This window comes from Amycolatopsis suaedae, from assembly GCF_004214935.1.
In the GTDB taxonomy this organism is placed as follows: Bacteria; Actinomycetota; Actinomycetes; order Mycobacteriales; family Pseudonocardiaceae; genus Amycolatopsis; species Amycolatopsis suaedae.
The window spans coordinates 1-26587 of record NZ_SFCC01000025.1 but is presented as its reverse complement, the minus strand read 5'-3'; the positions used below and the strand labels follow the sequence as shown (position 1 = coordinate 26587).

Sequence of the window (26587 nt, the reverse complement as noted above, 5' to 3'; positions counted from 1 at the left end):
CGGACCGAGGACATGGGCGGGCGGCGCCCAGGCGGGCGACCTCCGGCGTTGTCGGACAGGGCGAGTACGACCCGGTACGAGCCCTGTCCTCCGCCTTGGATCTCGCACACCTGGCCGCCGCCCGCTGGCCCATGTCCCCGGTCCGCGAGGCCTCGGACCAGGGAGTGCGCCGGAGGTCGGGGCCGGCGCACCCCCGTTCAGTCCGCGTCGGGAACGCCGATGGCGAAGGCGCCCTCGGTGTCGGCGCTGGAGAACGACCGGAACGCGATGTGCGTGTCGGTGTCGAGCACGCCCGGCACCTTGCTGATCTTGGGCGGGATGATCCTGGCGAGATCCTCGTGGGCGGGTACCCGCAGGATGGCGATCAGGTCGACGTCGCCCGCACACGAGTAGACCTCGGCGACCCCCTCGATGTCCGCGATCTCCTGCGCGGCTTCGGGAATCCGGTCCGCGGCGGTGTGGATCAGCACGATCGCGGTGATCACGGGCGCTCCTCTCGGTCTCAGCCGCAGCCTACTGCGCGACGCGTTCCAGCGCCGTCGCGGTGCCCGCCTGATCCAGCCACGGCCGCCACGGACCCGCGGCGTGCGCGGGCTCGGCCCACGGCGCGGTGGTGCGCACCAGCCGCACCCCCGGCTGGGTGAGCCAGCGCCACAGCAGGCCCGTCTCCTCCGGGTTGGCACCGAGTAGCGGCCCGTCGCCGGGCAGCACCGTCTCGCCGGACGCCACCATGGCCTCGACCACCGGCATCGGCGGCACACCGCGGCGCGCCACCCCGGCCGAGGCCAGCCTGCCGTGCCGGAGCACGGCCAGTTCCCAGCCGCCCGCGCCGTCGGGCGCCGCCGCGATCAGCTCCGCGATCCTCGCCAGCGACGCCAGGCGGTGTGCCCGGTCGACCGAGCGCACCAGCCCGGCCAGCTCGTCGCGCCGCCGGGCGGCCTGCTCGAAGTGCTGTGCCGCGGCCAGCTTCTCCAGCCGGGCGGCCGCGGTGTGCAGCGCGCCGCCGTCGCGGCCGGTGATGAGGTCGGCCACGGCGGTGACGGCGGGCGCGTACTCGTCCGGCGTCTGCCGTCCGGCACACGGCGCGCCGCAGCGGCCGAGTTCCGCCAGTACACAGGGGGTGCCCTGCGGTGCGGTGGCCGAGATCCGCTGGGTGCAGGTCCGCAGGCCGGTCGCGCCTGCCAGGGTGTCGGCGGCGGCCTTGGCCAGTGCCTGGTTGCGGAACGGGCCGAGTGCGCCGTCACGGGCCGTGCGGACCACCGACAGCCGGGGGAACGCCTCGTCGGTCAGCGTGAGCCACCAGTTGTGGCCGGGGTTCTTCGACTTGCGGTTGTACGGCGGCTTGTGTGCCGCCAGCAGTCGCAGCTCCCTGACCTGGGCCTCCAGCGAGTGGGAGCACTCGATGCCGTCGACCCGCGTCGCCAGGGCGACCATCTCGCGGATGCGGCCGCGGCTCTCCGATCCGGTGAAGTAACTGCGTACCCTGCGGCGCAGGTTGCGGGCGGTGCCGACGTAGAGGACCTCGTCGTTCGGGCCGCGGAACAGGTAGACGCCGGGACGTTCCGGCAGGTCGGCGGCCATCCCGCGTTTGCGGCGCTGCTGCGGGGTGACCTCGGGCAGGTAGTCGAGCAGTTCCTCCAGCGACTGGACACCGACCGAGCCGACGCGTTCCAGCAGGGCGTGCAGGACGTCGACGGTGGCCTTGGCGTCCTCCAGGGCACGGTGGGTCGGCCGGGTGCGGCTGCCCAGCAGCATCGACAGCGCCGACAGCCGGTAGCTGGGTGTCTCCTGCCTGCTCACCACCCTCCTGGCCAGCCGGACCGTGCACACCACGGCGGCCTTGGGCCAGGTGTAGCCGTGTGCCTGGCAGGCCGTCCGCATGAAGCCGGTGTCGAACGGCGCGTTGTGCGCCACCAGCACCGCCCCGGAGATGAACTCCAGGAACGCGGGCAGGACGCGTTCGATCCGCGGCGCGTCGTACACCATGGCCGTGGTGATGCCGGTCAGCGAGACGATCTGCGGCGGGATCGGCTCGGCGGGGTTGACCAGCGTGGCGAACTCGCCGAGTACCTCGCCGCCCCGTACCTTCACGGCACCGATCTCGGTGATCCCGTGCGGACCCGGCTTACCGCCGGTGGTCTCGAGGTCGAACACGACGAAGGTGGTGTCCCGCAGGGGAGTGCCCAGCTCGTCGAAGGCGAGCTGCGCACCGGCGGGCCGCGTGCGGCCGGTCATGCCCGGCACAGTAGGCAGTACCACCGACACAACGGTCGTGCGTCGGCGCGTCCCACGCCCAGCAAGATCAGCGTGCTGGGGACTACGCTGGACGAATGTCCGCCGCACATCCGGAACGCTCAGAGGACGTGGAGTCACCCTCCACGGACTCCGGCGTGCCCGAGGCCGTGGACTGGGCGAACCTGCCGCAGCCGGTCCGCGAGCGGATCACCGAGCTGGCCGCGGAGGCGCTGGGCAAGCTGCCCGTCGTCGACATTCCCCGCCAGCTGCGGCCGGTGGCGCGTTTCGCGCCGGCCAAGCGGGCGAAGCTGGGCGGACCCGCGTTGCTGGCCACGATGACCGAGTCGACCCGGTTCCGGACGGCGGTCATCGAGTGGCTGCGGGAACACCGGTACGACGTGCTCGACGCCAACGCCGAGGACTCCGTCGCGGCGGCCACGGCGGCCGTGTTGCTCGGCGAGTCCAGCGCGAGCACCCGGTTACGGCTGGTGGCCCGTAACGCCGAGGAGACCACCCTGCGTGCCGAGCGCGACGCCGCCGTCGCGAGGGCGCAGCGGCTGGAGGCCGAGGTCGAGCGGCTGCGTGAGGAGCTGGCCCACGCACAGGAGGCCGTCGGGCTCGCCCGCGAGGAGCGGCAGGCCGAGGTGGACAAGCTGCGGGGCAGGCTGCGCGAGCAGGGCGTGACCCTGCGGCAGGCGAAGGACGCGCTGGAGCAGGCCCGTGCCGACGCCGACCGGGCAGGCGGTGAGCAGGCCGAGGAACTCGCGTCGCTGCGGGCGCAGCTGGAACGGGAACGGCAGCGGGTCGCCACCGAACGGGCCAGGGCGCGGCGTGCCGAGGACGACGCCGAGGTCGCCAGGCAGTCGGCGCGGGAGGCCAGGGAGGCCGACGAGGTGCGGCTGGCGCTGCTGGTCGACACCATCGAAGGCGCCACGGCCGGGCTGCGCCGCGAGCTGTCGCTCGGCCGGTCGGGGCCGCGCCCGGCCGACACCGTGCGTGGCGCACACGCCACGCCCGACACCGGCGGCAGGGTGACCGACCCGGCCGCGCTGGAGCGGCTGCTGTCGCTGCCGACCGTGCACCTGATCGTCGACGGCTACAACGTCAGCAAGACCGGCTACCCCGAGCTGGCGCTGGCCGACCAGCGGGACCGCCTGGTCGGGCAGCTCGGCGCGCTCGCGGCGCGGACGAGTACCGAGGTGACCGTGGTGTTCGACGGTGCCGGGGTGATCTCCGTGCCGACCGCCGCGTCGCGGGGTGTGCGGGTGCTGTTCTCCGACAAGGGCGTGCAGGCCGACGACGTCATCCGCTCGCTGGTCGCGGCCGAGCCCGGCGGCCGCCCGGTGGTGGTGGCCACCTCGGACAAGGCCGTCGTCGACTCCGTGCGCCGCAAGGGTGCGCACCCGGTGCCGTCGGCGGTGTTGCTGAGCCGGCTGGGCCGGGTCTGACGCCGGGCGTACCCACCGGCTTGTTGGCACGTTGACATCAATGTGCGGATTCTGAACGCGGTACTGGCACTGGCCATGGTGCCCTCGCCTGCCGTGCCCGACACGGCCTTCGCCGTCCCGGCGTTCGCGCGGCTGCAGGAGACCGCCACCCAGGTACAGCGGGAGCTGACGGAGCTGGCCGGGCAGGTCGAGACCGCGGAACGGGCCGTCGGGGAGGCGGCGGGACGGGTGCGGGCGGCGTCGGCGGAGCGGGAGGCGGCCGCCCGGGTCGTCGCGGCGCAGCAGGCCGAGGTGGACGCGTTCACCAGGTCGGTGTTCACCGCCCGCGGGCGGCCCGGAACGTTCCAGCTGCTGCTCACCGCGACCGGCCGCAAGGACCTGCTGGGTGGCAACACGCTGCTCGGCAACCTGCGTGCCGACCAGGACGCCCGGCTGGCGCAGGCGCTGCGCAGGCACCGGGCCGCCGTGGCCGCGGAGCAGGAGGCGACCCGGCTCGAACAGGAGGCGGCGCGGCGCCGGGGCGAGTTGGAACGGCGTACCGCCGATGCCGTCAACCGGGCCGACGCCGTGGCCGCCGAGCTGCGCGGACCGGTCGCGGAGGCGAACGCGGCGGTCGTCGCGCAACAGCAGGCGCAGCGTGACCGCAACGGGCGCACGTCGGTCAACTGGCAGTCCTACCTGGACCGGCTGGCGGCGGCCGGGATCACCCCGCCGCCGGCGTCGGCACTGCGAGATCCGGCGCGGTTGCCGGCCGGCCTGGCGCCGCTGCCCGGCACGGGTGGCGCGCAGCGCGGGGTCGCCCAGGCCACTGTGGACGGACAGCGGATCCTGGTGCTGCCCAAGGAAACCGTCGAGGCGGTGGGTAGGGGACTGGGTGCGCTGGGCAAGCCGTACGTGCCGCGCGACGGCGGCGCGGGGCCGGTGGCGTACTCCTGCGACGGGCTGATGAAGTCGCTGTACGCCGGCCTGCCCGACTCGGCCGGCGAGCAGATGGCGACGGCCGCGCCGGTGCCGGTCGCCGACGTCCAGCCGGGCGACCTGGTGTTCCTGGGGCCCGCGCGGTACGGCGTGCAGTCGGTGGGGATGGTGCTGGACGGGCGCACGATGCTGGCCGCGGACGGCAGGCTCGCGGGCGTGGTCGTGACCGACCTGCCCGCCGGCGACACCCTGCTGGGTGCCGCCCGGCCCACGCTGGGCACCCGGGAGGCCGCCGAGGTGCCGCGCAGGGCCGACGGCGAGCTGGTCTGGCGGTGCGGCGGGATCGAGCTGCCCGCGCCGGAGGGTGGCCCGTCGGGTCCGTGGGGTGGCTTCCCGAACGGGCTGATCCCGGCGTCGGCGCTGTGCTCGCTGGGTTTCGGCTCGCACGCGTTGCGCTGTGACGCGGCGCAGGCGTTCCTGGCGATGTCGGAGGCGTTCGCGGCGTCGTTCGGCCGTCCACTGTGCCTGACCGACTCGTACCGCACGTTCGCCTCGCAGGTGGACCTGTACCGCCGCAAACCCACGCTGGCCGCCGTCCCGGGCACCAGTAACCACGGCTGGGGCCTGGCTGTCGACCTGTGTGGTGGGGCGGAGTCGTTCGGCACGCCGGAGTACGCCTGGCTGGCCGCCAACGCGGGCCGCTTCGGCTGGACCAACCCGCCCTGGGCCCGCCCCGGCGGCGGCCGGGAGGAACCCTGGCACTGGGAGTTCTGAGTTGTTGGTCCTCGCTTCGCTCGGACGCGGCCGGGCCCCCTGAGTCAGCGTCTTCCCTCCTCGCCGTCGGCCGCGGAGCGGCCTTGGGGCTCGTCAGTCCAGACGCCGGCGGGCCCGGCCGTGTGCCGTCCCCGGCTTGATCCGGCACCGAAGCACGTGAAGGCCACCTTCATTACGTCTGACGTCAGGGTCCCGGCAAAAGTCCGGTGACCGCGGCCGCGGCGCTGCTGCGAAGGGCACCTTGGTGGCGAGATTCGCCAGGATGGTGCCGTTGGCTGCGAGTGTGGGGTCTCGTTCGTGTGACCGGCGGTGCCGTTGTGGTGGCCGGGTCAGCTGGGTTGGTGTGAAGGCCACCTTCACCACATGAGACGTAATGAAGGTGGCCTTCACGAGCTTTGGGCGCGCCCGGACCGTGCGTGAAAATGCCCGGCCTTGACGGCCGAGCGGTGAACGGTCGGATTCCTCGGTGAACGGTAAGTGACCGAGGTCAGGGCCATTGTTGTCTGCGTCACACCCTTTGCGTCATCCCTGGTCCGAATGGTGAGTCATCTCGCTACGCAGAGTTTTTATGCCGCCCCTGGTGGACGGCGAGGCCCGCCTTTCGTAACCTGGCCGAGATCTCGCGGCAGGCAGTCGCCGAAACCAGGGGCGGCACCGCGAGATTGCCGCCGAGACAGCTTTGTCGGGGAGCTGTACCGGAACTACTGCGCTCTCGGGCTCCGCTGTTGCGGTGGATCCTGGTCCGAGCGCGGAGGGAACCGGCGCCGGCCGGCTGGGTGCAGTGTCCGCCCAGTTGGCGGACGCAGCGGAGGGCCCCCGACCTCCGCCGCGAATGGGCGCCCGGTAGGCGGCCGACCGTGAAGGAGACACGCGCGGCGTGAAGTCGCATCCTGTCAGGCGTGTGGTGTCCGGAGCTCTCGCAGCCTCAGCCGTGATCGCGGCGGTGGGCATGAGCCAGGCACCGGCCATCGCCTCCCCCATCCCCGCCCCCCAGCAACCCGCCGACGGCACCTCCGACGAACTCGCGCGGTACCGCGAGCTGTCCGCGCAGGCCGAGCGGCTCAACGAGGAATACCTCAACGCCAAGGAAGACCTCACCGCCAAGCAGGGCGAGGTCGACAAGGCGACCGGTGACCTCGAGAACGCCAAGCGCGCCGAGACGGTCGCGCAGGGCGAGATCGAGAAGCACCGCGTCGAGGCCGACAAGTTCGGCAAGGCGTCGTTCACCAGCGGTGCGCAGATGAACAAGATGTCCGCGCTGCTGTCCGGGTCGTCCGCGGAGGACTTCCTCGACCGCTCCAGCGCACTGGACGTCCTGGCGACCGAGCGCAACCGGGTGCTGCAGAACTACTCCGGCGCGGTGCGTCAGGCCACCGCGGCCCGCACGCAGGCGGCCGAGGCCCAGACCAGGGCGACCGCTGCCCGCGACGCCGCGCAGCAGCTGGCGACCAACCTCGAGACGCAGAAGAACGCGCTCGACGAGCAGATTCGCCAGATCGAGGCCGCCGGCGGCAACCTCAGTGCCGCCGACCGCGCCAAGCAGAACGACACCGGCGCCGACGTCGGCCCGATCAAGGCGCCCGGCGCCGCCGCTCAGACGGCCGTCGACGCCGCGATGGGCAAGCGCGGCAGGCCCTACTCGTGGGGTGCCACCGGCCCGAACAGCTTCGACTGCTCCGGCCTGACCGGGTGGGCCTACAAGCAGGCGGGCATCAGCCTGCCGCGCACCAGCCGGGCCCAGTCGGTGTACGGCCAGTCCGTCCCGCGCAGCGCGCTGCAGCCCGGTGACCTGGTGTTCTTCAACCAGCCGGTGTCCCACGTGGGCATCTACATCGGCAACGGCATGATGGTGCACGCGCCGACCACCGGTGACGTCGTCAAGGTGTCGCCGCTGCAGAAGAACTTCAGCGGCGCCCGCCGCGTCGCCTGAGACCCGGCCCGGGTACACAGACGAACGGCCCGTTCCCCGCGCGAAACGCGGGGGACGGGCCGTTCGGCATATACCGCCATCCGGGGGATACTCTGACGCCGTGCGCAGAACGCTGCTGGTGACGAACGACTTCCCGCCGAGGCCCGGCGGGATCCAGGCGTACCTGCAGGCGCTGGCCGCCCGGCTGCCCGCCGACGACCTGGTGGTCTACGCCCCGTCCTGGGAGTCGCCGTCCGGTTCGCACGGCGAGTTCGACGCCGGCGTGCCCTACGAGGTCGTCCGGCATCCGACCTCGCTCATGCTGCCGACGCCCGACGTCCTGCGCCGCGCGAAGCAGCTGATGCGCTCGCGGGACTGCGAGGCCGTCTGGTTCGGCGCCGCCGCGCCGCTGGCGCTGCTCGGCCAGTCGCTGCGTTCCTACGGCGCCCAGCGGGTTCTCGCCTGCACCCACGGGCACGAGGTCGGCTGGTCGATGCTGCCGGCCGCGCGGCAGGCACTGCGCCGCATCGGTGACACCGCCGACGTCGTCACCTACGTCAGCGAGTACACCCGGCGCCGCTTCTCCGCCGCCTTCGGCCCGTTCGCGGGCCTGGAGCACCTGCCGTCCGGCGTGGACACCGAGACCTTCCGGCCGGACCCGGCCGCGCGGGAGGAACTGCGCTGCCGGTACGGCCTCGGCGACCGGCCGACCGTCGTCTGCGTGTCCCGGCTGGTCCCCCGCAAGGGACAGGACATGCTGGTCCGCGCGCTGCCCGCGCTGCGGGAACGGGTGCCGGACGCCGCGTTGCTGCTGGTCGGCGGTGGGCCGTACCGCAAGCGGCTCGCCGACCTGGTCGCCAGTGCCGGCCTGGAGCAGCACGTGGTGTTCACCGGGTCCGTGCCGTGGTCGGAACTGCCCGCGCACTACGCCGCGGGTGACGTGTTCGCCATGCCGGCCCGTACCCGGGGCAAGGGCCTGGACGTCGAGGGCCTCGGCATCGTCTACCTGGAGGCCTCGGCGACGGGCCTGCCGGTCGTGGCGGGCCGGTCCGGCGGTGCGCCGGAGACCGTGCTCGACGAGGTGACCGGGCATGTCGTCGACGGCAGGGACGTCGACCAGCTGGTCGACGCGCTGGCGCCGCTGCTGCTCGATCCGGCGAGGGCCCGCAGCATGGGGCAGGCCGGCCGGGAGTGGGTCAGCGCGAACTGGCGCTGGGACGTCATGGCACGCCGGCTGGTCGGCATGCTCGGCGGCGACCCGGTGGCCGCCGTCCGCTAGTCCAGCTTCAGCGCCGGATGTCGCGGATCGTCCATCCGCACCACCACGTCGGCGACGGCCGCCGGGTCCACTTCGGACTCGTAACGGGCGTAGGCGGGCAGCGCCCAGTGCTCGTCCTCGGGCAGCCTGCGTGCCAATGCGGCGGGGGACAGCGAAAGGTGCACGCTCAGGTCTGCGGGCAATCCGTTGCCCAGCAACAGCTCCCCGTGAACCACCGCGACGCCGCCGGGCACCAGCGGCACCCTGGGCTGCCGGGTCGCCCGGTCCCGCACGGGGTCCCACAACGTCGGCAGGACCTCGCCGGTGCCGCCGGGTTCGAGCGGTCCGAGCACTTCCCTGCGCAGCGCGCCGACGTCGAGCCAGTCGGTGTAGCGGGCGTCCGGATCGGTCCTTCCCCGCTCGAACCGCAGCGACGCGGGCCGCAGGAAGTCCCGGGTGGACACCACGTGGACCGGGTGGCCGTGCAGCCGCAACAGAATGGCCAGCGGGTTGACGACGGCTTCGGTGTCCACCGCGCCGTCGACGAGCACCCGTGGCCACCTCGCCTTCACCGCCAGGATGCGCTCGACCAGCTGCTCGACCAGCGACTCCACGGAGATGGGCCGGTAGCGCGTCACGACGTGCACCCGCGCAGCACCAGGTCGACGGTCTCCCGCACGTACGCGGGCCGCGGCGGCTGACCACGCAGCAGGGCACGGACCCAGACCGCGCCGGCCAGCAGGTCCATCACCGTGGCCGGGTCGACGCCGTCCCGCAGTTCGCCGCGGCGAACGGCCCGTTCGAACATCGGGAGTTCACGACCCAGCCGGTCAGCGAAGAACCGCCGCACCACCTCGCCCAGCTCCGGCCGGTGGGTCGCGGCGCCGAGCAGTGCGGTGACGACGGGGCTGGTGTCCGGACCGGTGAGCAGCGCGGCGATCTGCCGCAGCAGCGATTCCAGGTCGCCGCGCAGCGAGCCGGTGTCCGGGAGGCGGATCGCCAGCACGTCGGCCTCCACCATGGCCGAGCCGAGCAGGGCGTCCTTGGACGGCCACCAGCGGTAGATCGTCGTCTTGTTGACGCCCGAGCGGGCGGCCACGCCTTCGATGGTGAGCCCGTCGTAGCCCACCTCGGTCAGCAGCTCGAGCGTCGCCGCGTGGATGTCCCGTTCCCGTCGCGCGCCAGCCATACCGGCTACGATAGCAACGCAACGGTGCGTTGCGTTTGGAGGATGCGATGAACGATCGGGTGCCGAGGGCGGCAACCCTCGGTTTGTTCGTGGCCTGGCTGGTACACGACGCCGAGGAACTGGTGACGATGCCTGGCTGGGCCGCGCGTAACCGCTCCCGGCTGCGGAAACGATTTCCGTCCGTGCCGGAGAGAGTGTGGGACCGGCTGGACGTATCGCGCCCGAGGGCGACGCTGGCCATCGGTTTCATGGGCTGCCTCGTCGCCGCCGCGGCTGTCTCCGGCGACCGCGCCGGCGGGCGAGGCGCCCTCTACGGCAGCGTGCTGGCCGGCTTCGGCTGGCACGGGCTGGTGCATCTCGCGCAGGCCGCCGCGGTCGGCCGGTACACCCCGGGCGTGGCGACGGCGCCCGCGGTCGTGGCGTACTCGGCGTGGGCGTGGCGGCGGCTGCGCCGCGCGGGGGTCCAGCAGGCGGCGACACCGTCCTGGTCGTCCCTGGCCTGGTTTCCGGTGGCGGTCGTGGCTGCCCACGGTGCGGCGAGTGCCGTCGAGCGGGCACTCCCACGGTGGCGCCGACGTTGATCCGTTGACGGCGACCGACGAAGGGGATCCACATGACGGTGGAAGCGGTACGGCTGGACGAGACCTTCACCGACGATCCGCAGCAGGCCGTGCGGCTGTTGCGGGAGCAGGGGCCGGTGCGCCCGGTGCTGACCGCGTGGAACGTACGCGGCTGGCTGGTCACCGGATACGCCGACGCGCGGGCGCTGCTGGCAGACGACCGGATCAGCAAGGACAACGCCACGGCACGCACCCTGCTCGCCGGGCAGCTCGGCGAGGACGAGGAGGACACCGGTTTCCTCGCCCAGTCGCTGGGTGATCACATGCTCAACTCCGACCCGCCGCAGCACACCCGGTTGCGCAAGCTGGTCAACACGGCGTTCACCGGCAGGCGGGTGGCCGCGCTGCGGCCCCGTGTCGAGCAGATCACCGAGGAACTGCTCGACGCCATGGCGGGCAGGGACGAGGTCGACCTCCTTGAGGCGTTCGCGCTGCCGTTGCCGATCACCGTGATCTGCGAACTGCTCGGCGTGCCGGACATGGACAGGGACCGGTTCCGGACCTGGTCGAACACGATGCTGTCCAGCGGGCCGCGGGACGAGGTCCAGCAGAGTTCCGTGTTGCTGGCCGGCTATCTCGCCGAGCTGATCGAGCACAAGCGCAGGACCCCCGGCGACGATCTGATGACCAGCCTGATCGAGGCCTCCGACGACGGCGACCGCCTGTCCGAGGGCGAGCTGATCTCGATGGCGTTCCTGTTGCTGGTGGCCGGGCACGACACCACGGTGAACCTGATCGGCAACGGCGTCCTCGCCCTGCTGCGCCACCCTGACCAGCTCGCCGCCCTGCGGGCGGATCCCGGGTTGCTTCCCGGTGCGGTGGAGGAATTCCTGCGGTACGACGGCCCGGTGAACATCGCGACCCTGCGGTTCACCAAGGAGTCGATCGAGGTCGGTGGCGTCGCTATCCCCGAGGGGGAGTTCGTGCTGATCTCGCTGCTGGGCGCGAACCGCGATGCCGAGCGGTTCGCCGATCCGCACAGCCTCGACGTCACCCGGCAGGCGGGCGGGCACCTCGCGTTCGGTCACGGCATCCACTACTGCCTCGGCGCTCCGCTGGCCCGGCTGGAGGGCGAGATCGCCTTCGGCGGACTGGTGCGGCGCTTCCCGGGGCTGGCGCTCGCCGCAGCGCCCGGCGAGCGCCTGCACTGGCGGCGCAGCACGCTCATGCACGGACTGGAACGGCTGCCGGTGCGCCTGCGCTGACCCAGCAAAAAGGACAGTTGAGTGAAACTTCACTCGATCTAGTTAGGAGAGTGGAATCCGAGGGGCTTTCGGGTCTTTTCCTTACACACGGCGACAAAAGAGGAGGATCGGACTGGCGATCGGGTGAGACCCAGCACACGTCTCGCGGGTTACGTTCACGTTGCGATGCCGATTCCGTGACGGTCGACAGGTGAACGTTGCGTGAGAACTTCTTCACGCGGGGGACTTTTTCCGGTTTCTCCGGTTTGCTGGTGATCATGAACGCCGCAGCTGTCCTTCGCCACGACGTTCCCGCCTCTCTCGTCGTGTTCCTCGTAGCAGTCCCGCTGTCCCTCGGAATCGCGCTCGCCTCCGGGGCGCCGATCGTCGCCGGGCTGATAGCCGCCGTGGTCGGCGGCATCGTCGCCGGCGCGCTCGGTGGCTCGGCATTACAGGTCAGTGGCCCGGCCGCCGGCCTGACCGTGATCATGGCCGAGACCATCAACCAGTTCGGCTGGGCGGTCACCTGTGCCATCACGGTCGCGGCCGGCGCGCTGCAGGTACTGCTCGGGTTCAGCCGGATCGCGCGGGCCGCGCTGGCGATCTCGCCCGCGATCGTGCACGGCATGCTCGCCGGTATCGGCGTGACGATCGTCCTCGGCCAGTTGCACATCGTCCTCGGTGGCAGCCCGCAGAGTTCGGCCATCGACAACGTGCTCGCCCTGCCCGGTCAGCTCGTCGGCCACCACGACGCCGCGGCGTTCATCGGTGTGCTGACCATCGCGATTCTCCTGCTGTGGTCCCGGCTTCCGGCCGTGGTGCGCAAGGTTCCCGGTCCGCTCGCGGCGATCGCCGCGGTGACCGTGCTGGCCACCGTCACCGGGATGTCGCTGGACCGCGTCGAGCTGCCCGGTGACCTGCTCCAGGTCAACCTGGTGCCCGAGCTGCCGTCCGACGGCATGCTGGAGTTCGGGATCGCGGTGGTGTCGATCGCGTTGATCGCCAGCGTCGAGAGCCTGCTCTCCGCTGTCGCCGTCGACCGCATGCACACCGGTCCCCGGGTCAACCTCAACCGTGAGCTGGTCGGCCAGGGTGTGGCCAACATGGCTTCCGGTGCGATCGGCGGCCTGCCGGTGACCGGCGTGATCGTGCGTAGTTCCACCAACGTCGCCGCCGGAGCCAAGACCCGCGTCTCGGCCGTGCTGCACGGCGTGTGGGTGTTCGTGTTCGCCGTCGCGCTGGCCGGGGTGATGGAGAGCATCCCGCTGGCGGCGCTGGCCGGTCTGCTGGTGCACGTCGGCGCGAAGCTGGTCAACATCGAGCACATCCGCACCGTGCTGCGGCACGGTGATCTGCCGGTCTATCTGGTGACGCTGGCCGGCGTCGTGGTGCTGGATCTGCTGACCGGTGTGCTGATCGGCATCGCCGCGTCGCTGGTGTTCATGCTGCTGCGGACCCGGTCGAAGATCAGGGTCGAGGGTGAGGGCGACGAGCGGCGGGTCGTCATCGAGGGCCTGCTGACCTTCCTCTCGATCCCGACGCTGGCCAGCAGGCTGGCGGAGATCCCCCGTGGGGCGACGGTGACGCTGGAGCTGGTCGTCGACTACCTCGACCACGCCGCCTTCGACAGCCTGCACGGCTGGCAGCGGGACTACGAACGGTCCGGTGGCACGGTGATCGTCGACGAGATCGGCCATCCGTGGTTCGGCAGGGGCAAGTCCGGCGAGCCGACGGTGAGCAAGAAGGCCGCTCCGCCGGTCGTGCCCAGGTGGCTGGCGCCCTGGTCGGAGTGGCAGGCCGGGGTGAACGGCAACGGTCAGGTGAAACTGCCCGAACAGCGCGATGCCTCGCTGCCGATCCGCCGCGGTACCTCGGAGTTCCAGCGCCGCACCGCGCCGCTGGTGCTGCCGACGCTGAGCAGGCTGGCGTCCGGGCAGTCGCCGCACACCCTGTTCGTCACGTGTGCCGACGCCCGGATCGTGCCGAACCTGATCACCACCAGCGGCCCGGGGGACCTGTTCACGGTGCGCAACATCGGCAACCTGGTGCCGACCCCGGACGGTGATCACCGGGACGACTCGGTCGGCGCCGCGATCGAGTACGCCGTCGCCGTGCTCGGCGTGCGGGAAGTGGTGGTGTGCGGGCATTCGTCGTGTGGTGCGATGAACGCCGTGCTCGACGGCGCGCCGGCCGAGCTGTCGTCGCTGGGCAGCTGGCTGCGCTTCGCCGAGCCCAGCCTGAACCGCAGGCAGGGCAGTCCCGCGATCCGGCTCGGCGGTGGTCCGCCCGCCGCCGAGGGGGACCATCTCGCCCTGCACAACGTGCTCCAGCAGCTGGATCACCTGCGCCGGTATCCGGTCGTCGCGGCGGCCGAGGCGGCGGGGAAACTGCAGCTCACCGGCATGTACTTCGCGGTGGGGACGGCGAGCGTCTACCTGTACGACCCCGAGGAGAACGGCTTTCTACCCGCCGGTGCCGGTCAGGTGAAGGCGGTCGAAGCCGAGGTCTAGGCTGTGTGGCCGTGACTGTGCTGGTGATCTCGGGAACGGATACCGGCGTCGGTAAGACGGTGGTCACGGCGGCGATCGCGGCCCTGGCAGTCGGCCAGGGCCGGCGGGTGGCGGTGCTCAAGCCCGCGCAGACCGGCGTCGGCCCCGGCGACGCCGGTGATGTCGACCAGGTGCGTGCGCTCGCGCCCGGGGTGACGACCAGGGAGCTGCGCCGCTACCCCGATCCACTGTCGCCGGAGGCGGCGGCCCGGCGCGCGGCGCTGCCGCCGGTGCGCCCTGCCGACGCCGCCGCGGCGGCGGGGGAGCTGGCCGAATCCCACGACCTGGTCCTGGTCGAGGGTGCGGGCGGGCTGCTGGTCCGGTTCGACCCGGACGGCGGCACCCTGGCCGACGTCGCCTGGGCGCTGGCCGCGCCGCTGGTGGTCGTCGCGCGCTCCGGGCTGGGGACGCTGAACGCCACGGCGCTGACCGCCGAGGTGGCGACCCGGCGCGGGCTGGACGTCGTCGGCGCGGTCATCGGTTCCTGGCCGGACGCGCCTGACCTGGCCGACCGCAGCAACGTCGGCGACCTGCCGGTCGCGGCCGGGGCGCCGCTGCTGGGCGCGCTCGACGCCGGTCTCGGCGACCTCGGGCCGGACGAGTTCCGCGAGCGTGCCGCTCGCGGGTTGTCGCCGTGGTTCGGCGGCACGTTCGACCCGGAGTCGTTCCACGGGACGACGCGCAGCGACTCCACGCAGAAGTGACCGGAGGCAGGGGCTAGAGTCTGCGGTGCTGGAGACGTCGTGGACGAAAGGACCCCCGCGTGGCTGACTCGCCGGTCGGGACCGCGCCCGAGGCGCGGCTGCTGACGGCCATCCGGCGCGAGCGGCCCCGCGTCGTCATCAAGGCCGACCTGCTGCTGGCGATCACCGTGATCAGCACCGTGGCGATGGTCGGTATCCCGCTGGGCTGGCTGTGGTCGCGGCTGGCGCCGCCGCAGCGGATGCGGGTGCTGCCGGACCTCCCGCAGCCGGTCCCGCTGGAACTGGAGTCCTGGCACCGCTTCGACGACCTGGTGATCTTCCTGCTGCTGGGGTTCGGGTTCGGCGTCGTCACCGGCGTCGTGTTGTGGCTGCTGCGGGAGCGACGCGGGCCGATGATCATGGGTGCCGGTGTCGCCGGGTCGGTCCTGTCCGGGCTGCTGGCGATCCTGCTGGGCACCGGGATGTTCAGCGGCTGGCTGTACGCCGTGGACGCCCCGCCGCAGATCGGTGACGTCGTGTCGGTCGCGCCGCAGATCGAGTCCTGGTGGGTGCTGATCGGGCAGCCGCTCGGGGTCGCGCTGGCCTACGGCGTGCTGGCGGCCTGGAACGGCCGCGACGACCTGGGCCGCCGCCTGGGCTGAGCCGTCTGGTCTGGTCCGGAGAGCACGTGAAGGCCACCTTCATTACGTGTGACGTAATGAAGGTGGCCTTCACGAGTTTTGAACTCAGGTGAGCATGCAGAACTCGTTGCCCTCGGGGTCGGCGAGCACGACGTGGCCGGGCTCGGGCCGGGACAGCACCGTCGCCCCCAGGGCGACCAGCCGGGCCAGGTCGGTCTCGACGTCGGCGGTCTCCACGTCGATGTGCACCCGGTTCTTGACCACCTTGCCCTCGGGCACCAGGTTGAAGAACAGCCTCGGACCGGAACCCGACGGCTCGACGAGCACGGTCGGGTCGTCCTCCGGGCCGTCGATTCCCATCTCGCGCAACCGTGCGAGTTCTTCGTCGTCGTAGGGAGCGACGGCGTAGCCGTCCAGTGCGGCTGCCCAGAAACGGGCCAGGCTCGCGGGATGGGCACAGTCGAACACCACGTCACGCAGGCGGACCATCCGGCAATCGTGGGGCAACTTCGCCCGGGCCGCATCCGGTTTTGCGTAGGCTGGGCCGCACATCGAGGGAAGGACACTGGGGGATGACCGACAACGTCGTGACCACACCCGGCAACCGGGTCAGGTTTCCGGGCATCAGCCCGCGTGCCTACGAGCACCCCGTCGACCGGGGCGCGCTGGCCACGCTGCGCACGGTGCCGGGCTTCGCGCAGGTGCTCAAGGCCATCGCGGGGTTCTACGCCGAACGCGGCGAGCGGCTGATGGCGCTGGCCTCGGCGATCCGGGTGGGCCCGACGCAGTACCCGCAGATAGACGCCCTGCGCAACGAGTGCGCCGAGATCCTCGACGTCGTCCCGGTTCCCAACGTCTTCGTCGCGCGCGATCCGCAGGCGACGGCCTACACGATCGGCATGGACGAGCCGTTCATCGTCCTCAACACCGGGCTGGTGGAACTGCTCGACCGCGACGCGCTGCGCGCGGTGATCGGGCACGAGATGGGCCACGTACTGTCCGGGCACGCCGTGTACCGCACGATGCTGGTCCGCCTGCTCAGCCTGCGGACCACGCTGTCCTGGACGCCGGTCAGCGCACTCGGCCTGCGGGCGGTGATCGCCGCGCTCACCGAGTGGTTCCGCAAGTCGGAGCTGTCCTGCGACCGCGCCGCCCTGCTGTGCAGCCAGGACGCGGCCGCCGTACTGCGCGGGCACATCGTCGCCGCTGGCGGTGATCCGTCCACTGTGGACATCACGGCGTTCCTGCGGCAGGCGGAGGAGTACGAGGCGGTCGAGGACATCCGGGACAGCCTGCTGAAGCTGCGCAACGTCGAGCACATGAGTCACCCGTTCGCCGTCGTCCGCGCGGCGCAGCTGCAGAAGTGGGCGGCGTCGGAGGAGTACCGGGCCATCCTCACCGGGGACTACCCGCGCCGCGACGGCGAGTCGCCGGCACAGAACTGGTCGGAGGACCTGAAGGCCGCGGCGCGCTCGTACAAGGAATCCTTCACCAACTCGGCCGATCCGCTGATGCGCGCGTTCTCCGACGCGGGCGAGGCGGTGTCCGGCGCCGCGGGCAAGGTGTGGGACAAGTTCACCGGCAACAACGACGGCTAGTTCATCGATGCCCTGCCCGAGGGCAGGGTGAGCTGGCCAGGCTGGACCGGCACCGCCCGCAGCTCGGCCAGGAACCCGGCTTCCCGGCTGAGCAGCTCACACGCCTCACGCAGCCGGCGCAGCGGCTGCCGCTGCTCCAGCAGCGCCTGCCGGTCCTCCAGCGGCAGCAGGCCGTCGGCGGCCAGCAGGTAGGCCAGCTCCCGCACCGGCGTTTCCGGCGCGGGCGGTGACCAGTCCTCGCTGGCCCAGGCCGCGGCGCAGTAGCGGCGGTGCGCGGTCCTGGCCATGGCGGCCAGCTTCTCGGCCGCCTCGGCGCAGCCGGGCGGGATCGGATCGTCGTCGCACCACTCGATGGTTCCCATCAGGTAGGGCGCTGCGGTCGTGTCCACGTCCAGCAGCCGGAACCGCCGCTGGCCGGCGGCGATGACGTCGAACCGCCCGTCGGGCAGCCGGGAGACGTCACGCAGCCGGGCGGTACAGCCGACGTCGAACACCTGCTCGACGGTGTCGACCTCGCCGAGCAGGCCCCCGCGCAACGCGACCACGCCGAACTGCCGCTGCGGCACGGCGCCGGTCACCAGATCCATGGTCAGCTGGCGGTAACGCGGCTCGAAGATGTGCAACGGCAGGTGCGCACCCGGCAACAGGACGGTCTGCAGTGGGAAAAGCGGCAGGAACTGGGTTCCCGCTTCTTTCTCTCCCGCCGCTGGATCCGTCACGCATCCCACGGTAAGGGCAACGTTGCCGGTGCGCAGGGTTCACCGGCCCGATCCCGGCGGACGCAGTACGGCGAACGGGTCCGTGACCTGCATTCCGTTTCCGGTGAACGAGAACAGCGCGGCGGGACGGCCACCGCTGCGGCCGGGTGGCGCGGTCGCCCCGGTGGGGGCGAGCAGCCCGCGGCGGGACAGCACCCGCTGCAGGTTGGTCGCCGACACCCGGTAGCCCAGCGCCGCCGAGTACAGGGTCCGCAGCGCGGACACGGTGAACTCGCGTGGTGCCAGCGCGAAGCCGAGGTTGGTGTAGCTGAGCTTCGACCGCAGCCGGTCCCGGGCCCGCAGCACGATCTCCCGGTGGTCGAACGCCGTTCGCGGCAGTTCGTCGACGTCGTGCCACTCGGTGTCCTCCGGCACCTCGGGGTCGACGTCGGAGGGGACCAGCCCGAGGAAGGCCGTGGCCACCACCCTGGGCCCGGGCACCCGGTCCGGCGCGCTGAACACGGCGAGCTGCTCGACGTGGGACAGCTGGCGGACGTCCACCTTCTCGGCCAGTTGCCTGCGAATCGAGGTCTCCACGTCCTCGTCGGGACGCAGCCTGCCGCCCGGCAGCGACCAGCGCCCGATGTGCGGATCGAGCGCGCGCCGCCACAGCAGGACCCGGAGTGTGTCCGATCGCACTTGCAGTACTGCCGCCAGAACCTCGTGTGCCAGGGGGGCGCTGCTGTTAATATGGCTTCGCACGGTTTTCGATTGTAAGGCGAAAACCGATGCGAGTCGAGGAGGTCCGAGATGAGCACCCTGTACGCCAACGATCTCACCCCGTATTCGGGCGTGGAGGCGAACGCCGAGTGGGCCGAAGAGGTGCGTGAGCTCGCCCGTGCGCGCGACGCCGTACTGCTCGCCCACAACTACCAGGTGCCGGAGATCCAGGACATCGCCGACCACACCGGTGACTCGCTCGCGCTGAGCCGCATCGCGGCCGCCAGCGACGCGTCGACCATCGTGTTCTGCGGTGTGCACTTCATGGCGGAGACGGCGAAGATCCTCGCCCCGGACAAGACGGTGCTGATCCCGGACGCCCGCGCGGGCTGCTCGCTGGCCGACTCCATCACCGGCGCCCAGCTGCGGGAATGGAAGGCGCAGCACCCCGGCGCGGTCGTCGTGTCCTATGTCAACACCACCGCCGAGGTGAAGGCGGAGACCGACATCTGCTGCACCTCGTCGAACGCGGTCGACGTCGTGGCGTCCATCCCGGCCGACAAGGAGGTGCTGTTCTGCCCGGACCAGTTCCTCGGCGCGCACGTCAAGCGCGAGACCGGCCGGGAGAACCTGCACATCTGGGCGGGGGAGTGCCACGTCCACGCCGGCATCAACGGCCCCGAACTCGCGCAGCGCGCGGCCGCCTCGCCGGACGCCGACCTGTTCATCCACCCGGAGTGCGGCTGCGCCACCTCGGCGCTCTACCTGGCCGGTGAGGGCGCCGTCGCGCCGGAGAAGGTGCACATCCTGTCCACCGGCGACATGGTCCACGCCGCCCGGCGGACCAGCGCGAAGTCCGTGCTGGTGGCGACCGAGGTCGGCATGCTGCACCAGCTGCGCAAGGCGGCGCCGGAGATCGACTTCCGCGCGGTCAACGACCGGGCGTCCTGCCGTTACATGAAGATGATCACTCCCGCGGCCCTGTTGCGCTGCCTGCGCGAGGGGGCCGACGAGGTGGACGTCGACCCGGCCACGGCCGAGCGGGCGCGGGCCTCGGTGCGGCGGATGATCGAGATCGGCAAGCCTGGCGGTGGCGAGTGACCAGCCCGGTTTGCGATCTAGAGGCGAAAACCGGACCTCGCTGGGAGGCCTCGGCGGACCTGGTCGTGGTCGGCAGCGGCGTCGCCGGGCTGACCGCCGCGCTGCGTGCCACCGAGCTCGGGCTGCGGGTCCTGGTGGTCACCAAGGCCGGCGTGGCCGACGGCAACACCCGCTGGGCACAGGGCGGGGTGGCGGTCGTGCTCCCCGGCGAGCACGATGAAGGGGACTCGGTCGACCGGCACGTGGCCGACACCCTCACCGCCGGTGCGGGGCTGTGTGATCCGGCCGCGGTCGCCGAGATCCTGGCCGGTGGTCCCGCCGCCGTCACCGGCCTGCGAGCCGCCGGCGCCAGGTTCGACCCCGGCGCCGGCGGCCTGCTGGCCAGGACCAGGGAGGGCGGCCACTCGGCGTTCCGGGTCATCCACGCCGGTGGGGACGCCACCGGCGCCGAGGTCCAGCGAGCACTGGTCGCCACCGCGCGCGACGGGCGGCTGCCTGTGCTGGAGCGGCACGTCGCGGTCGACGCCCTGCGCACCCCGGCCGGCGCCGTCACCGGGCTGACCGTGCTGGACCCGGACGGCGTGCTCGGCGTGGTGCGTGCCGGTGCGGTGCTGCTGGCAACCGGCGGGCTGGGCCAGCTCTACCAGGCCACGTCCAACCCGGAGATCGCCACCGGCGACGGGCTGGCGCTCGCGTTGCGGGCGGGTGCCGCGGTCGCGGACATGGAGTTCGTCCAGTTCCACCCGACGGTGCTGTTCCAGCCGGGGGCGACCGGCCGCAGGCCGCTGGTGACCGAGGCGGTGCGGGGCGAGGGCGCCACGCTGGTCGACACCACCGGCGCGCCCGTCATGCGGGGCGTGCACCCGCTCGGCGACCTCGCGCCGCGCGACGTCGTGTCCGCGGCCGTGACCCGGCGGATGACCCAGGCGCCCGGCGGGGTCGACGACCACGTCTTCCTCGACGCGACCGGGATCGCCGGGTTCGCCACCCGGTTCCCGACGGTGCACGCGGCCTGCCTGGCAGCGGGGATCGACCCGCTGCGCGAGCCGATCCCGGTGACACCCGCCGCGCACTTCGCCTGCGGCGGCGTCGTCACCGACACCAGCGGGCGTACCGGTGTCGCGGGCCTGTACGCGGCCGGCGAGGTGGCCCGCACCGGGCTGCACGGGGCGAACCGGCTGGCGTCCAACAGCCTGCTGGAAGGCCTGGTGGTCGGCGCACGGGTGGCCGAAGCGGTCGCCGCCGACCGGCCCGCCGACACCGAACGGGGACGGCTGCCGGAGTTCCCGCCGGTCATGGTGGCCGACCGGGACCCGCTGCAGCGCGCGATGAGCCGGTACGCGGGCATCGGCAGGGACGCCGAGGGGCTGGCCGTGCTCGGCTCGGTGCTGGACCTGGCGACACGGCCGAGCGGGCTGGGCAGCCAGCGCGCGGTGGAGGACGCCGCGCTGACGCTGGCGGCGCAGGCACTGCTGGTGGCGGCAGCGCGGCGGACCGAGTCGCGGGGCTGTCACGTGCGCGTCGACTTCCCGGGGCGCGACGACGTCCGGTGGGCGCGTAGTCAGCTGGTGCGGTTGAGCCCGTCCGGCCAGCCGGTGCTGGCCGACCCGGTCGAGGCGGTGGCGGCGTGATCTCCGAGCAGGTCGTCGCGGCACTGGAGGCGGCGGGGCTGGATCCCGCCGACGTCACGCGGGTCGTGGAGACGGCGCTGGCCGAGGACCTGCGCTACGGCAGGGACGTCACCACCGAGGCCACCGTGCCGGCGACCGCCGTCGCGACGGCGGAGCTGACCCCGCGGACCGCGGGCACCGTCGCCGGCATCCCGGTCGCGCTCGCGGTGTTCGACGCCGTGCTGGGCCGGGACTACGAGGTGCTGCGCCGTGACGTCGACGGCGCGTGGCTGGCGGCGGGGGAACCGGCGCTGGTGCTGTGCGGGCCGGTGCGCGGGCTGCTCGGCGCCGAGCGGACGGCACTGAACCTGCTGTGTCACCTGTCCGGGATCGCCACCCGCACCGCGGCCTGGGTGTCCGAAGTGGACGGAACGGGGTGCGCGATCCGGGACTCCCGCAAGACGTTGCCCGGCCTGCGGCTACTGGAGAAGTACGCGGTGCGCTGCGGTGGCGGGGTCAACCACCGGTTCGGGCTCGGTGACGCCGTGCTGATCAAGGACAACCACGTGGTGGCGGCGGGATCGGTCACGGCGGCACTGCGCGCGGCGCGGGAGCTGGCAGGCGAGCTGCCGTGCGAGGTGGAGGTCGACGACCTCGGCCAGCTCGACGAGGCGCTGACCGCGCAGGCCGACGAGGTGCTGCTGGACAACTTCACCCCCGCGGACTGCGCCGAGGCGGTGCGCCGCCGCGACGCGGTGTCGCCGAAGACGCGGCTGGAGGCGTCGGGCGGGCTGCGCCTGGAGGTGGCCAGGGAGTACGCGGTGACCGGCGTCGACTACCTGGCCGTCGGTGCCCTGACCCATTCGGCTCCCGCACTCGACCTCGGGATGGACCTGCGGCCCTGACGTGCGTTGCAAGGTTTCTGCCAGGATGTCCGGTTAGCGTCGCGCGTCCCAGAACCCTTTCCCGACGAGGAGCGACGCTTCGTGAAGAAACTGGTCAAGATCGTGGCGGCCATGGCCGTCGCGCTTGCCGCCGTGGTCGGTCTGCCGCAGGCAGCGAGCGCCGAGATGCGCAACGTCGAGTACAGCTGCAAGGTCGTGGCGCCGTCCGGCCCGTTCACCCTCGACCACAAGTACGTCATCGACTCGACCGCTCCGGCGACCGTGGACGGCGGCAGCGACTTCCTGGTCGGCCTCGACCACCAGCTGATCAAGACCGAGCCGCGGTTCCTCCACGTGACCAACCTGGTGGTCAAGATCGCCGTCGGTGGCGCGCGGATCAACGACATCACCCTGACCGGCGGCGTCGGCCTCGGTGAGCTGCCGCCGCGGATCGAGTGGTCCGGCGGAATCGCCACGCTCACCATCCCCGGGCCGGTGATCAAGGGCGGCGCCGACTTCCGTATGCCCAAGCTGACCCTGAACCTGTCGTCCGACGGCCGGGGCCTGGTCACCACCGACCTCGCCGGCACCAGCTACGAGCAGCCGGGCATGACCGGCCGGGTGACCGTGCCGACCAGCGGCGGGGGCACCGCCGAGCTGGAGAAGTACTGCTACCCGACCTCCGGCAAGCGGCTCACCACGACGCTGGTTCGCTGACGCGGCTCTGCCGCCGGAGTCTCACGGCTCCGGCGGCAGCTCCAGGTGGGCGTTGGCCTCGCGGACCAGCGGCGCCAGCTCGGGCAGCTCCACGACCTCGCGCCCGGCGGCGGCCAGCGTCTCCGCGCCGACGCAGTCGACGAACAGCGGCGGCTCCCGCCAGGCGAACACGATCCGGGGAATCCCGGCGTCCAGGATCAGCCGGGTGCAGCTGGCCGGGCGGGACGAGCGGCTGCTGCACGGCTCCAGCGAGCTGTAGACGGTCGCGCCGGCCAGCCGCGGGTCGCCCGCCAGCTTCGCCAGCGCGACCTCCTCGGCGTGGTCGTGCGGATCGGTCTCGCCGGAGTACCCGGTCGCCAGCACCGTGCCGTCGGCACCGGTGATCACGCAGCCCACCCGGAACGTCACCGACGGCGGGCACTCGTGCGCCAGGTCGACGGCCTGCCGCAGGCGGGACAGGTCGGACACGTCAGCCTCCCACCGTGTAGCGCATCAGCACCAGGTCGCCGATCGGCTCGACGCCTGCCAGCCGCATCGGCCGCCGCGGTGACTGCGGGAACTCCGCCGGGCCGGTGAACCGCGCGCCGCCTGCCGAACCGAGCAGGAACGGCGCCACGACCAGGTGCAGCTCGTCGGCGAGATCGGCGGCGAGGAACTGGGTGTGCACCGTTCCGCCGCCCTCCACCATGAGCCTGCGTACGCCGCGCGCGGCCAGGTCGGCCAGCACGCCGGTCAGGTCCTCGCCTTCGACGACCGTGGCCACCTCGCCCAGCCGGTCCCGCGCCCGGTCCACCGCGGACGCGGGGGCGTAGACCAGCCGCTGCGCGTCACCGGCGGTGAAGAACTGGCCGGCCGGGTCCAGGTCGCCGGTCGCCGTCAGCGTCACCTTCACCGGGTCGGGCGGCAGGCCGCGTTCGGTCCGTTCCCGGCGCCGTGCGGCGGAGCGCACCCGCAGGCGCGGGTTGTCCGAACGGATCGTGGCCGCGCCGACCAGGATGGCGTCGCAGCCGGCCCGGACCTCGTCGACCCGGTCCCAGTCCTCGTCGGACGACAGCACGAGCCGGGGTCCCTCGGCGGTGTCGAGGTGACCGTCCAGCGACATGGCCGCGGAGAGCAGGACGTACGGGCGGGGACTCACGTCGTCCACAGTACGAGAACCATCCACTGTGGACGCGGCCACGGTGGGTATTTTTGCCGTCCGGCGTCGCATTCGCCCGCTTCTACGCTGTGCGCGACGGGAGGAGGTCGATGGGTTCCAACGCGTCCTCCGACATGCGTGCCGGGGCGGGCAACCTGGGCGGGATCATCCTGCGTGGTGCCAACGCACTCAGCGAACTGGAGCGGACGCCGCCGGTCGCCGGCCTCGGCCCGATCGGCAGGCCGGCCGCCGTCTCCGCCGAACTCCTGCACCAGCGCCTCGTCGGGGCACTGGCGATCCTGCTCACCACGCTGCGCCAGCTCAACGGCGTGGTCAGCAGCTGCGCCGAGGACAACCAGGCCGCGAACGGCTCCACGATGTGGGACACGGTCGCGCCCGGCGTGCTGGCGTCCCGGGCGGCCGCCGACGGAAGCGGTGCCAGCGACGATCCCGGCGCGGTCGTGTCCGTGCTCACCCACCTGGCGACCGCGGGGTTCGGCGAGCCCGGCGCGGCCGGCATCGGCGACGCCGCGCAACTCGACGACTGGCTGTCCGGCCAGCCCGACAACCAGGCCCGGCTGTCGCTGGTCGAGGTGCACGCGGGCACGTCGCACCACCTCGACGAGGTGCCCGGCGGGGTCCGTCCCGGTGACGTGGTGGTGCTGCGGCCGCCTGCCGCACCGGCGAGCGTCGGCATCGTCGGTACCGACGGCCGGATCTACAACCGCGGCCTCGTCGGGCAGCCCGCCGGCGCGGCGCGGGTGAGCGTCTACCGGCCGGCGGGACACTGACCATGCGGGCCGTCCCCGATTCGGGTGCGATGGACGCCGCCGCCCCTGGCGCCGGTCCGGTGACCGTGTTGCCGCTGCTGGCAGGCGGATGCCCGGAGACCATCGCCGAGCAGGCCGGCCGGCTGCGCCGCCACGCCGACGAGTTCGCCGCATTGCACGCCGACCTGGCCGCCGCTGCCGCCCAGCTCGCCGTGGCGTGCCACGGCCGCGAGTGCGCCGACAGCCTGTCCGAACTCGACGGCTCCCTCGACGCGCTGGGCGAGATCGTCGACGTGCTGCGGACCGGTGCGGACCTGCTCGCCGAGTCGGGCGAGCTGGTCGCGCGGGCGCAGCAGGCCTACCGGATGCTGGTGACCGAGGTGAATCCGGCGGTCGCCGCCCTGCTGGCCGACCCGGTCACCCGCCCGGCCGCCGCCGTGCTCGCCAGGAGCGCGGGGACGGCGTTGCGGGCCTACGTCGACGACATCTCGGAACGGATCACCAGGCTCGGCGTGGCCGACCTCGCCGGCGTGACCAGCAGGGTCACCGCGGTGATCGTGGAACTGGCCGGGGCGAGCAGGCGGCTGGCCTCGGCACCCGCGTGGGAGGAACGATGACCGTGGTCGAGCACTCCGGCGACGCCGAGCCCATCGCGGTGCCACTCGAGTTCGACCTCCCCGCGGGCTGGACGGAGGTTCCCGTCGGCAGCGGTGTGGTGTTCGCGGCGCGGCGTGGTAGCGGTCCCGCCGCCATCACCATGCGGGCCGAGCACCGGCCCGATCCAGCGCCCCTGCCCGACATCGCCGGCCACGCCGCGGGCGAGCACGGATCGGTCGAGGTCGTCGAACACCCCGTGCTCGGGCAGGTCGTGTGGACGACCACCCCGGAGGTGACGTTCGTCCACCTGGCCGTCGCGGGCGGGCCGGACAGGGTGATCGTCGAGGTCGCGTGCGCGTCACCCGGCCGGTCCAGCGAGGTGGCCGCCGAGTTCGAGCGTTTCGTCGCGTCACTGCGTACCGGGGAGGACTGACCCACGGGTGTCGGAAGAAATGCCTACAACCTATGCACTAGGTAGGCGGGGGTTCAGGCACTAGTGTTCGTGGAGTCGTGTTCGGCAGGGGCCGGTGAGGGGTGGAGCATGACCCAGGCGCGGATCAGGGTCGGGGTGGTCGAGGACCATCCGCTGTACCGCAGCGCGGTGGCGCGTTTGCTCGACGAGGCCGAGGACATCGAACTCGGTCCGGTGGCCGACTCGGTCGCCCGGTTCGCGGCGAGCCGGGAGGCGCCCGGCTGCGTCGTGGTGCTCGATCTCAAGCTGCGGGGCGTCGCCGACGCCGCGGCCGTGCTCGAGGTGGTCGGCATGGGGCACCGGGTGCTCGTGGTGTCGGCGCACGCCGGGCAGTCGGAGGTGCTGGGCGCCATCGCGGCCGGGGCCCGCGGGTACCTGTCCAAGGACGCCGACGGCGACGAGATCCTGCGTGCGGTCAGGGAGATCGCGGCTGGCAACTCCTACGTCTCGCCGACGCTGGCCTCGTTCGTGCTGGACTCCGCGCGGGACAAGGCCGCGGGGCCGAAGCTGGTGCTGTCCGAGCGGGAACGGCAGGTCCTGTCGCTGGTGGCGGCGGGGGAGCGGGACCAGGACATCGCCGAGGCGATGTCCATCAGCGTGCGCACCGTGCGTTCCTACCTGGACCGGATCCGTGACAAGACCGGCAGGCGCCGCCGTCCCGAGCTGACCAGGCTGGCGATCGAGGAGGGCCTGGCCCACGATCTGGGCCGCTAGGCCGTCCATCGCTGTGTGCCCCCAATGTGGCATTGGGGGAGTTCAAGTTCCCCAATGCCACATTGGGGATTTTTCATCCTGTTTTGGCTGGTCAGTGGGTGTGGGTGGTGCTGGTGGGGTGGTGTTGTTCGTGGTGGGTGAGGACGAGTAGGGCGCGGAG

The 26587-nt window shown here is 72.4% G+C and carries 27 protein-coding genes; 18 read left to right on the top strand and 9 right to left on the bottom strand.

Going from position 1 to position 26587, the window contains the following annotated elements; translation table 11 throughout:
- Positions 1-197: 197 nt before the first annotated feature.
- Both EWH70_RS34390 and EWH70_RS34385 read right to left on the bottom strand, forming a co-directional pair.
- Entirely contained in the window at positions 198-485 is a 288-nt protein-coding gene (locus EWH70_RS34390; RefSeq protein ID WP_130479780.1) for an Lrp/AsnC family transcriptional regulator, read from the bottom strand.
- A gap of 28 nt (positions 486-513) precedes the next feature.
- Entirely contained in the window at positions 514-2235 is a 1722-nt protein-coding gene (locus EWH70_RS34385) for a DEDD exonuclease domain-containing protein (protein WP_130479779.1), read from the bottom strand.
- A gap of 95 nt (positions 2236-2330) precedes the next feature.
- On the opposite strand from EWH70_RS34385, the gene EWH70_RS34380 reads away from it, so the two are divergent.
- From EWH70_RS34380 to EWH70_RS34365, 4 genes are all read left to right on the top strand, one after another.
- The gene (locus EWH70_RS34380; RefSeq protein ID WP_130479778.1) at positions 2331-3683 is read left to right on the top strand and encodes an NYN domain-containing protein; all 1353 of its coding nucleotides are present in this window, start codon (positions 2331-2333) and stop codon (positions 3681-3683) included.
- A gap of 42 nt (positions 3684-3725) precedes the next feature.
- A complete protein-coding gene (locus EWH70_RS36560; RefSeq protein ID WP_276320598.1) occupies positions 3726-5375 on the top strand; it encodes a D-alanyl-D-alanine carboxypeptidase family protein in 1650 nt (549 codons plus the stop codon).
- An 877-nt stretch (positions 5376-6252) separates the two neighbouring features.
- Positions 6253-7305 (top strand): NlpC/P60 family protein, encoded by a 1053-nt coding sequence (locus EWH70_RS34370; protein WP_130479777.1) that lies wholly within the window; start codon positions 6253-6255, stop codon positions 7303-7305.
- 100 nt (positions 7306-7405) lie between these two features.
- Entirely contained in the window at positions 7406-8563 is a 1158-nt protein-coding gene (locus EWH70_RS34365) for a glycosyltransferase family 4 protein (protein ID WP_205669383.1), read from the top strand.
- Here EWH70_RS34365 and EWH70_RS34360 read toward each other — a convergent pair.
- Both EWH70_RS34360 and EWH70_RS34355 read right to left on the bottom strand, forming a co-directional pair.
- Positions 8560-9180 (bottom strand): nucleoside/nucleotide kinase family protein, encoded by a 621-nt coding sequence (locus EWH70_RS34360; protein WP_240687384.1) that lies wholly within the window; start codon positions 9178-9180, stop codon positions 8560-8562. The two genes, EWH70_RS34365 and EWH70_RS34360, sit on opposite strands and share 4 nt — an antisense overlap.
- The gene (locus tag EWH70_RS34355; RefSeq protein WP_130479775.1) at positions 9177-9731 is read right to left on the bottom strand and encodes a TetR/AcrR family transcriptional regulator; all 555 of its coding nucleotides are present in this window, start codon (positions 9729-9731) and stop codon (positions 9177-9179) included. Before EWH70_RS34355 ends, EWH70_RS34360 begins: the two co-directional genes overlap by 4 nt.
- Positions 9732-9778: 47 nt before the next feature.
- On the opposite strand from EWH70_RS34355, the gene EWH70_RS34350 reads away from it, so the two are divergent.
- From EWH70_RS34350 to EWH70_RS34330, 5 genes are all read left to right on the top strand, one after another.
- Positions 9779-10312, top strand: coding sequence for an HXXEE domain-containing protein (locus tag EWH70_RS34350; RefSeq protein ID WP_130479774.1), 534 nt, complete (start codon positions 9779-9781; stop codon positions 10310-10312).
- Between the two features lie 32 nt (positions 10313-10344).
- Positions 10345-11556, top strand: coding sequence for a cytochrome P450 family protein (locus EWH70_RS34345; protein ID WP_130479773.1), 1212 nt, complete (start codon positions 10345-10347; stop codon positions 11554-11556).
- Between the two features lie 257 nt (positions 11557-11813).
- The gene (locus EWH70_RS34340; protein ID WP_130479772.1) at positions 11814-14045 is read left to right on the top strand and encodes a bifunctional SulP family inorganic anion transporter/carbonic anhydrase; all 2232 of its coding nucleotides are present in this window, start codon (positions 11814-11816) and stop codon (positions 14043-14045) included.
- 11 nt (positions 14046-14056) lie between these two features.
- Positions 14057-14788 carry a dethiobiotin synthase gene (gene bioD, locus EWH70_RS34335; RefSeq protein ID WP_130479771.1) on the top strand — a complete coding sequence of 244 codons (732 nt, stop codon included), beginning with the start codon at positions 14057-14059 and terminating at the stop codon, positions 14786-14788.
- Positions 14789-14847: 59 nt separating this feature from the next.
- On the top strand, positions 14848-15429 hold the full coding sequence (locus EWH70_RS34330) for a DUF2567 domain-containing protein (RefSeq protein WP_240687383.1): 582 nt from the start codon (positions 14848-14850) through the stop codon (positions 15427-15429).
- An 84-nt stretch (positions 15430-15513) separates the two neighbouring features.
- Here EWH70_RS34330 and EWH70_RS34325 read toward each other — a convergent pair whose 3' ends face one another.
- A complete protein-coding gene (locus EWH70_RS34325; protein ID WP_130479770.1) occupies positions 15514-15897 on the bottom strand; it encodes a VOC family protein in 384 nt (127 codons plus the stop codon).
- An 83-nt stretch (positions 15898-15980) separates the two neighbouring features.
- Here EWH70_RS34325 and EWH70_RS34320 point away from each other — a divergent pair, with 83 nt between their 5' ends.
- Positions 15981-17006, top strand: coding sequence for a M48 family metallopeptidase (locus EWH70_RS34320; protein WP_130479769.1), 1026 nt, complete (start codon positions 15981-15983; stop codon positions 17004-17006).
- On the opposite strand, the gene EWH70_RS34315 is transcribed toward EWH70_RS34320, so the two are convergent.
- Positions 17003-17725, bottom strand: a complete 723-nt coding sequence (locus tag EWH70_RS34315; protein WP_165436541.1) for an LON peptidase substrate-binding domain-containing protein — start codon at positions 17723-17725, stop codon at positions 17003-17005. The genes EWH70_RS34320 and EWH70_RS34315 overlap by 4 nt on opposite strands.
- Before the next feature lie 39 nt (positions 17726-17764).
- Entirely contained in the window at positions 17765-18409 is a 645-nt protein-coding gene (locus EWH70_RS34310; protein ID WP_276320599.1) for an NUDIX hydrolase, read from the bottom strand.
- 105 nt (positions 18410-18514) lie between these two features.
- Here EWH70_RS34310 and nadA point away from each other — a divergent pair, with 105 nt between their 5' ends.
- The 4 genes from nadA to EWH70_RS34290 all read left to right on the top strand — a co-directional run bounded on the left by nadA (position 18515) and on the right by EWH70_RS34290 (position 22736).
- The gene (gene nadA, locus EWH70_RS34305) at positions 18515-19525 is read left to right on the top strand and encodes a quinolinate synthase NadA (protein WP_130479766.1); all 1011 of its coding nucleotides are present in this window, start codon (positions 18515-18517) and stop codon (positions 19523-19525) included.
- Complete coding sequence (locus EWH70_RS34300) at positions 19522-21156, top strand: L-aspartate oxidase (protein WP_130479765.1); 1635 nt, start codon at positions 19522-19524, stop codon at positions 21154-21156. Before nadA ends, EWH70_RS34300 begins: the two co-directional genes overlap by 4 nt.
- Positions 21153-22040, top strand: coding sequence for a carboxylating nicotinate-nucleotide diphosphorylase (gene nadC / locus EWH70_RS34295; protein WP_130479764.1), 888 nt, complete (start codon positions 21153-21155; stop codon positions 22038-22040). Before EWH70_RS34300 ends, nadC begins: the two co-directional genes overlap by 4 nt.
- Positions 22041-22121: 81 nt before the next feature.
- A complete protein-coding gene (locus EWH70_RS34290; protein WP_130479763.1) occupies positions 22122-22736 on the top strand; it encodes a hypothetical protein in 615 nt (204 codons plus the stop codon).
- Between the two features lie 21 nt (positions 22737-22757).
- Here the strand turns inward: EWH70_RS34290 and EWH70_RS36660 are convergent, their stop codons facing one another.
- Both EWH70_RS36660 and EWH70_RS36655 read right to left on the bottom strand, forming a co-directional pair.
- A complete protein-coding gene (locus tag EWH70_RS36660) occupies positions 22758-23204 on the bottom strand; it encodes a cytidine/deoxycytidylate deaminase family protein (protein ID WP_130479762.1) in 447 nt (148 codons plus the stop codon).
- Position 23205: 1 nt separating this feature from the next.
- Positions 23206-23874, bottom strand: a complete 669-nt coding sequence (locus EWH70_RS36655; protein WP_130479761.1) for a RibD family protein — start codon at positions 23872-23874, stop codon at positions 23206-23208.
- Between the two features lie 110 nt (positions 23875-23984).
- Here EWH70_RS36655 and EWH70_RS34275 point away from each other — a divergent pair, with 110 nt between their 5' ends.
- The 4 genes from EWH70_RS34275 (at position 23985) to EWH70_RS34260 (ending at position 26427) form a co-directional block, all read left to right on the top strand.
- A complete protein-coding gene (locus EWH70_RS34275) occupies positions 23985-24665 on the top strand; it encodes a WXG100 family type VII secretion target (RefSeq protein WP_130479760.1) in 681 nt (226 codons plus the stop codon).
- 2 nt (positions 24666-24667) lie between these two features.
- Positions 24668-25261 carry a hypothetical protein gene (locus tag EWH70_RS34270; protein ID WP_130479759.1) on the top strand — a complete coding sequence of 198 codons (594 nt, stop codon included), beginning with the start codon at positions 24668-24670 and terminating at the stop codon, positions 25259-25261.
- A complete protein-coding gene (locus EWH70_RS34265) occupies positions 25258-25674 on the top strand; it encodes a hypothetical protein (RefSeq protein WP_130479758.1) in 417 nt (138 codons plus the stop codon). The genes EWH70_RS34270 and EWH70_RS34265 overlap by 4 nt, the downstream gene beginning before the upstream one ends.
- Before the next feature lie 108 nt (positions 25675-25782).
- Positions 25783-26427 carry a LuxR C-terminal-related transcriptional regulator gene (locus EWH70_RS34260; protein ID WP_130479757.1) on the top strand — a complete coding sequence of 215 codons (645 nt, stop codon included), beginning with the start codon at positions 25783-25785 and terminating at the stop codon, positions 26425-26427.
- Positions 26428-26587 lie beyond the last annotated feature (160 nt).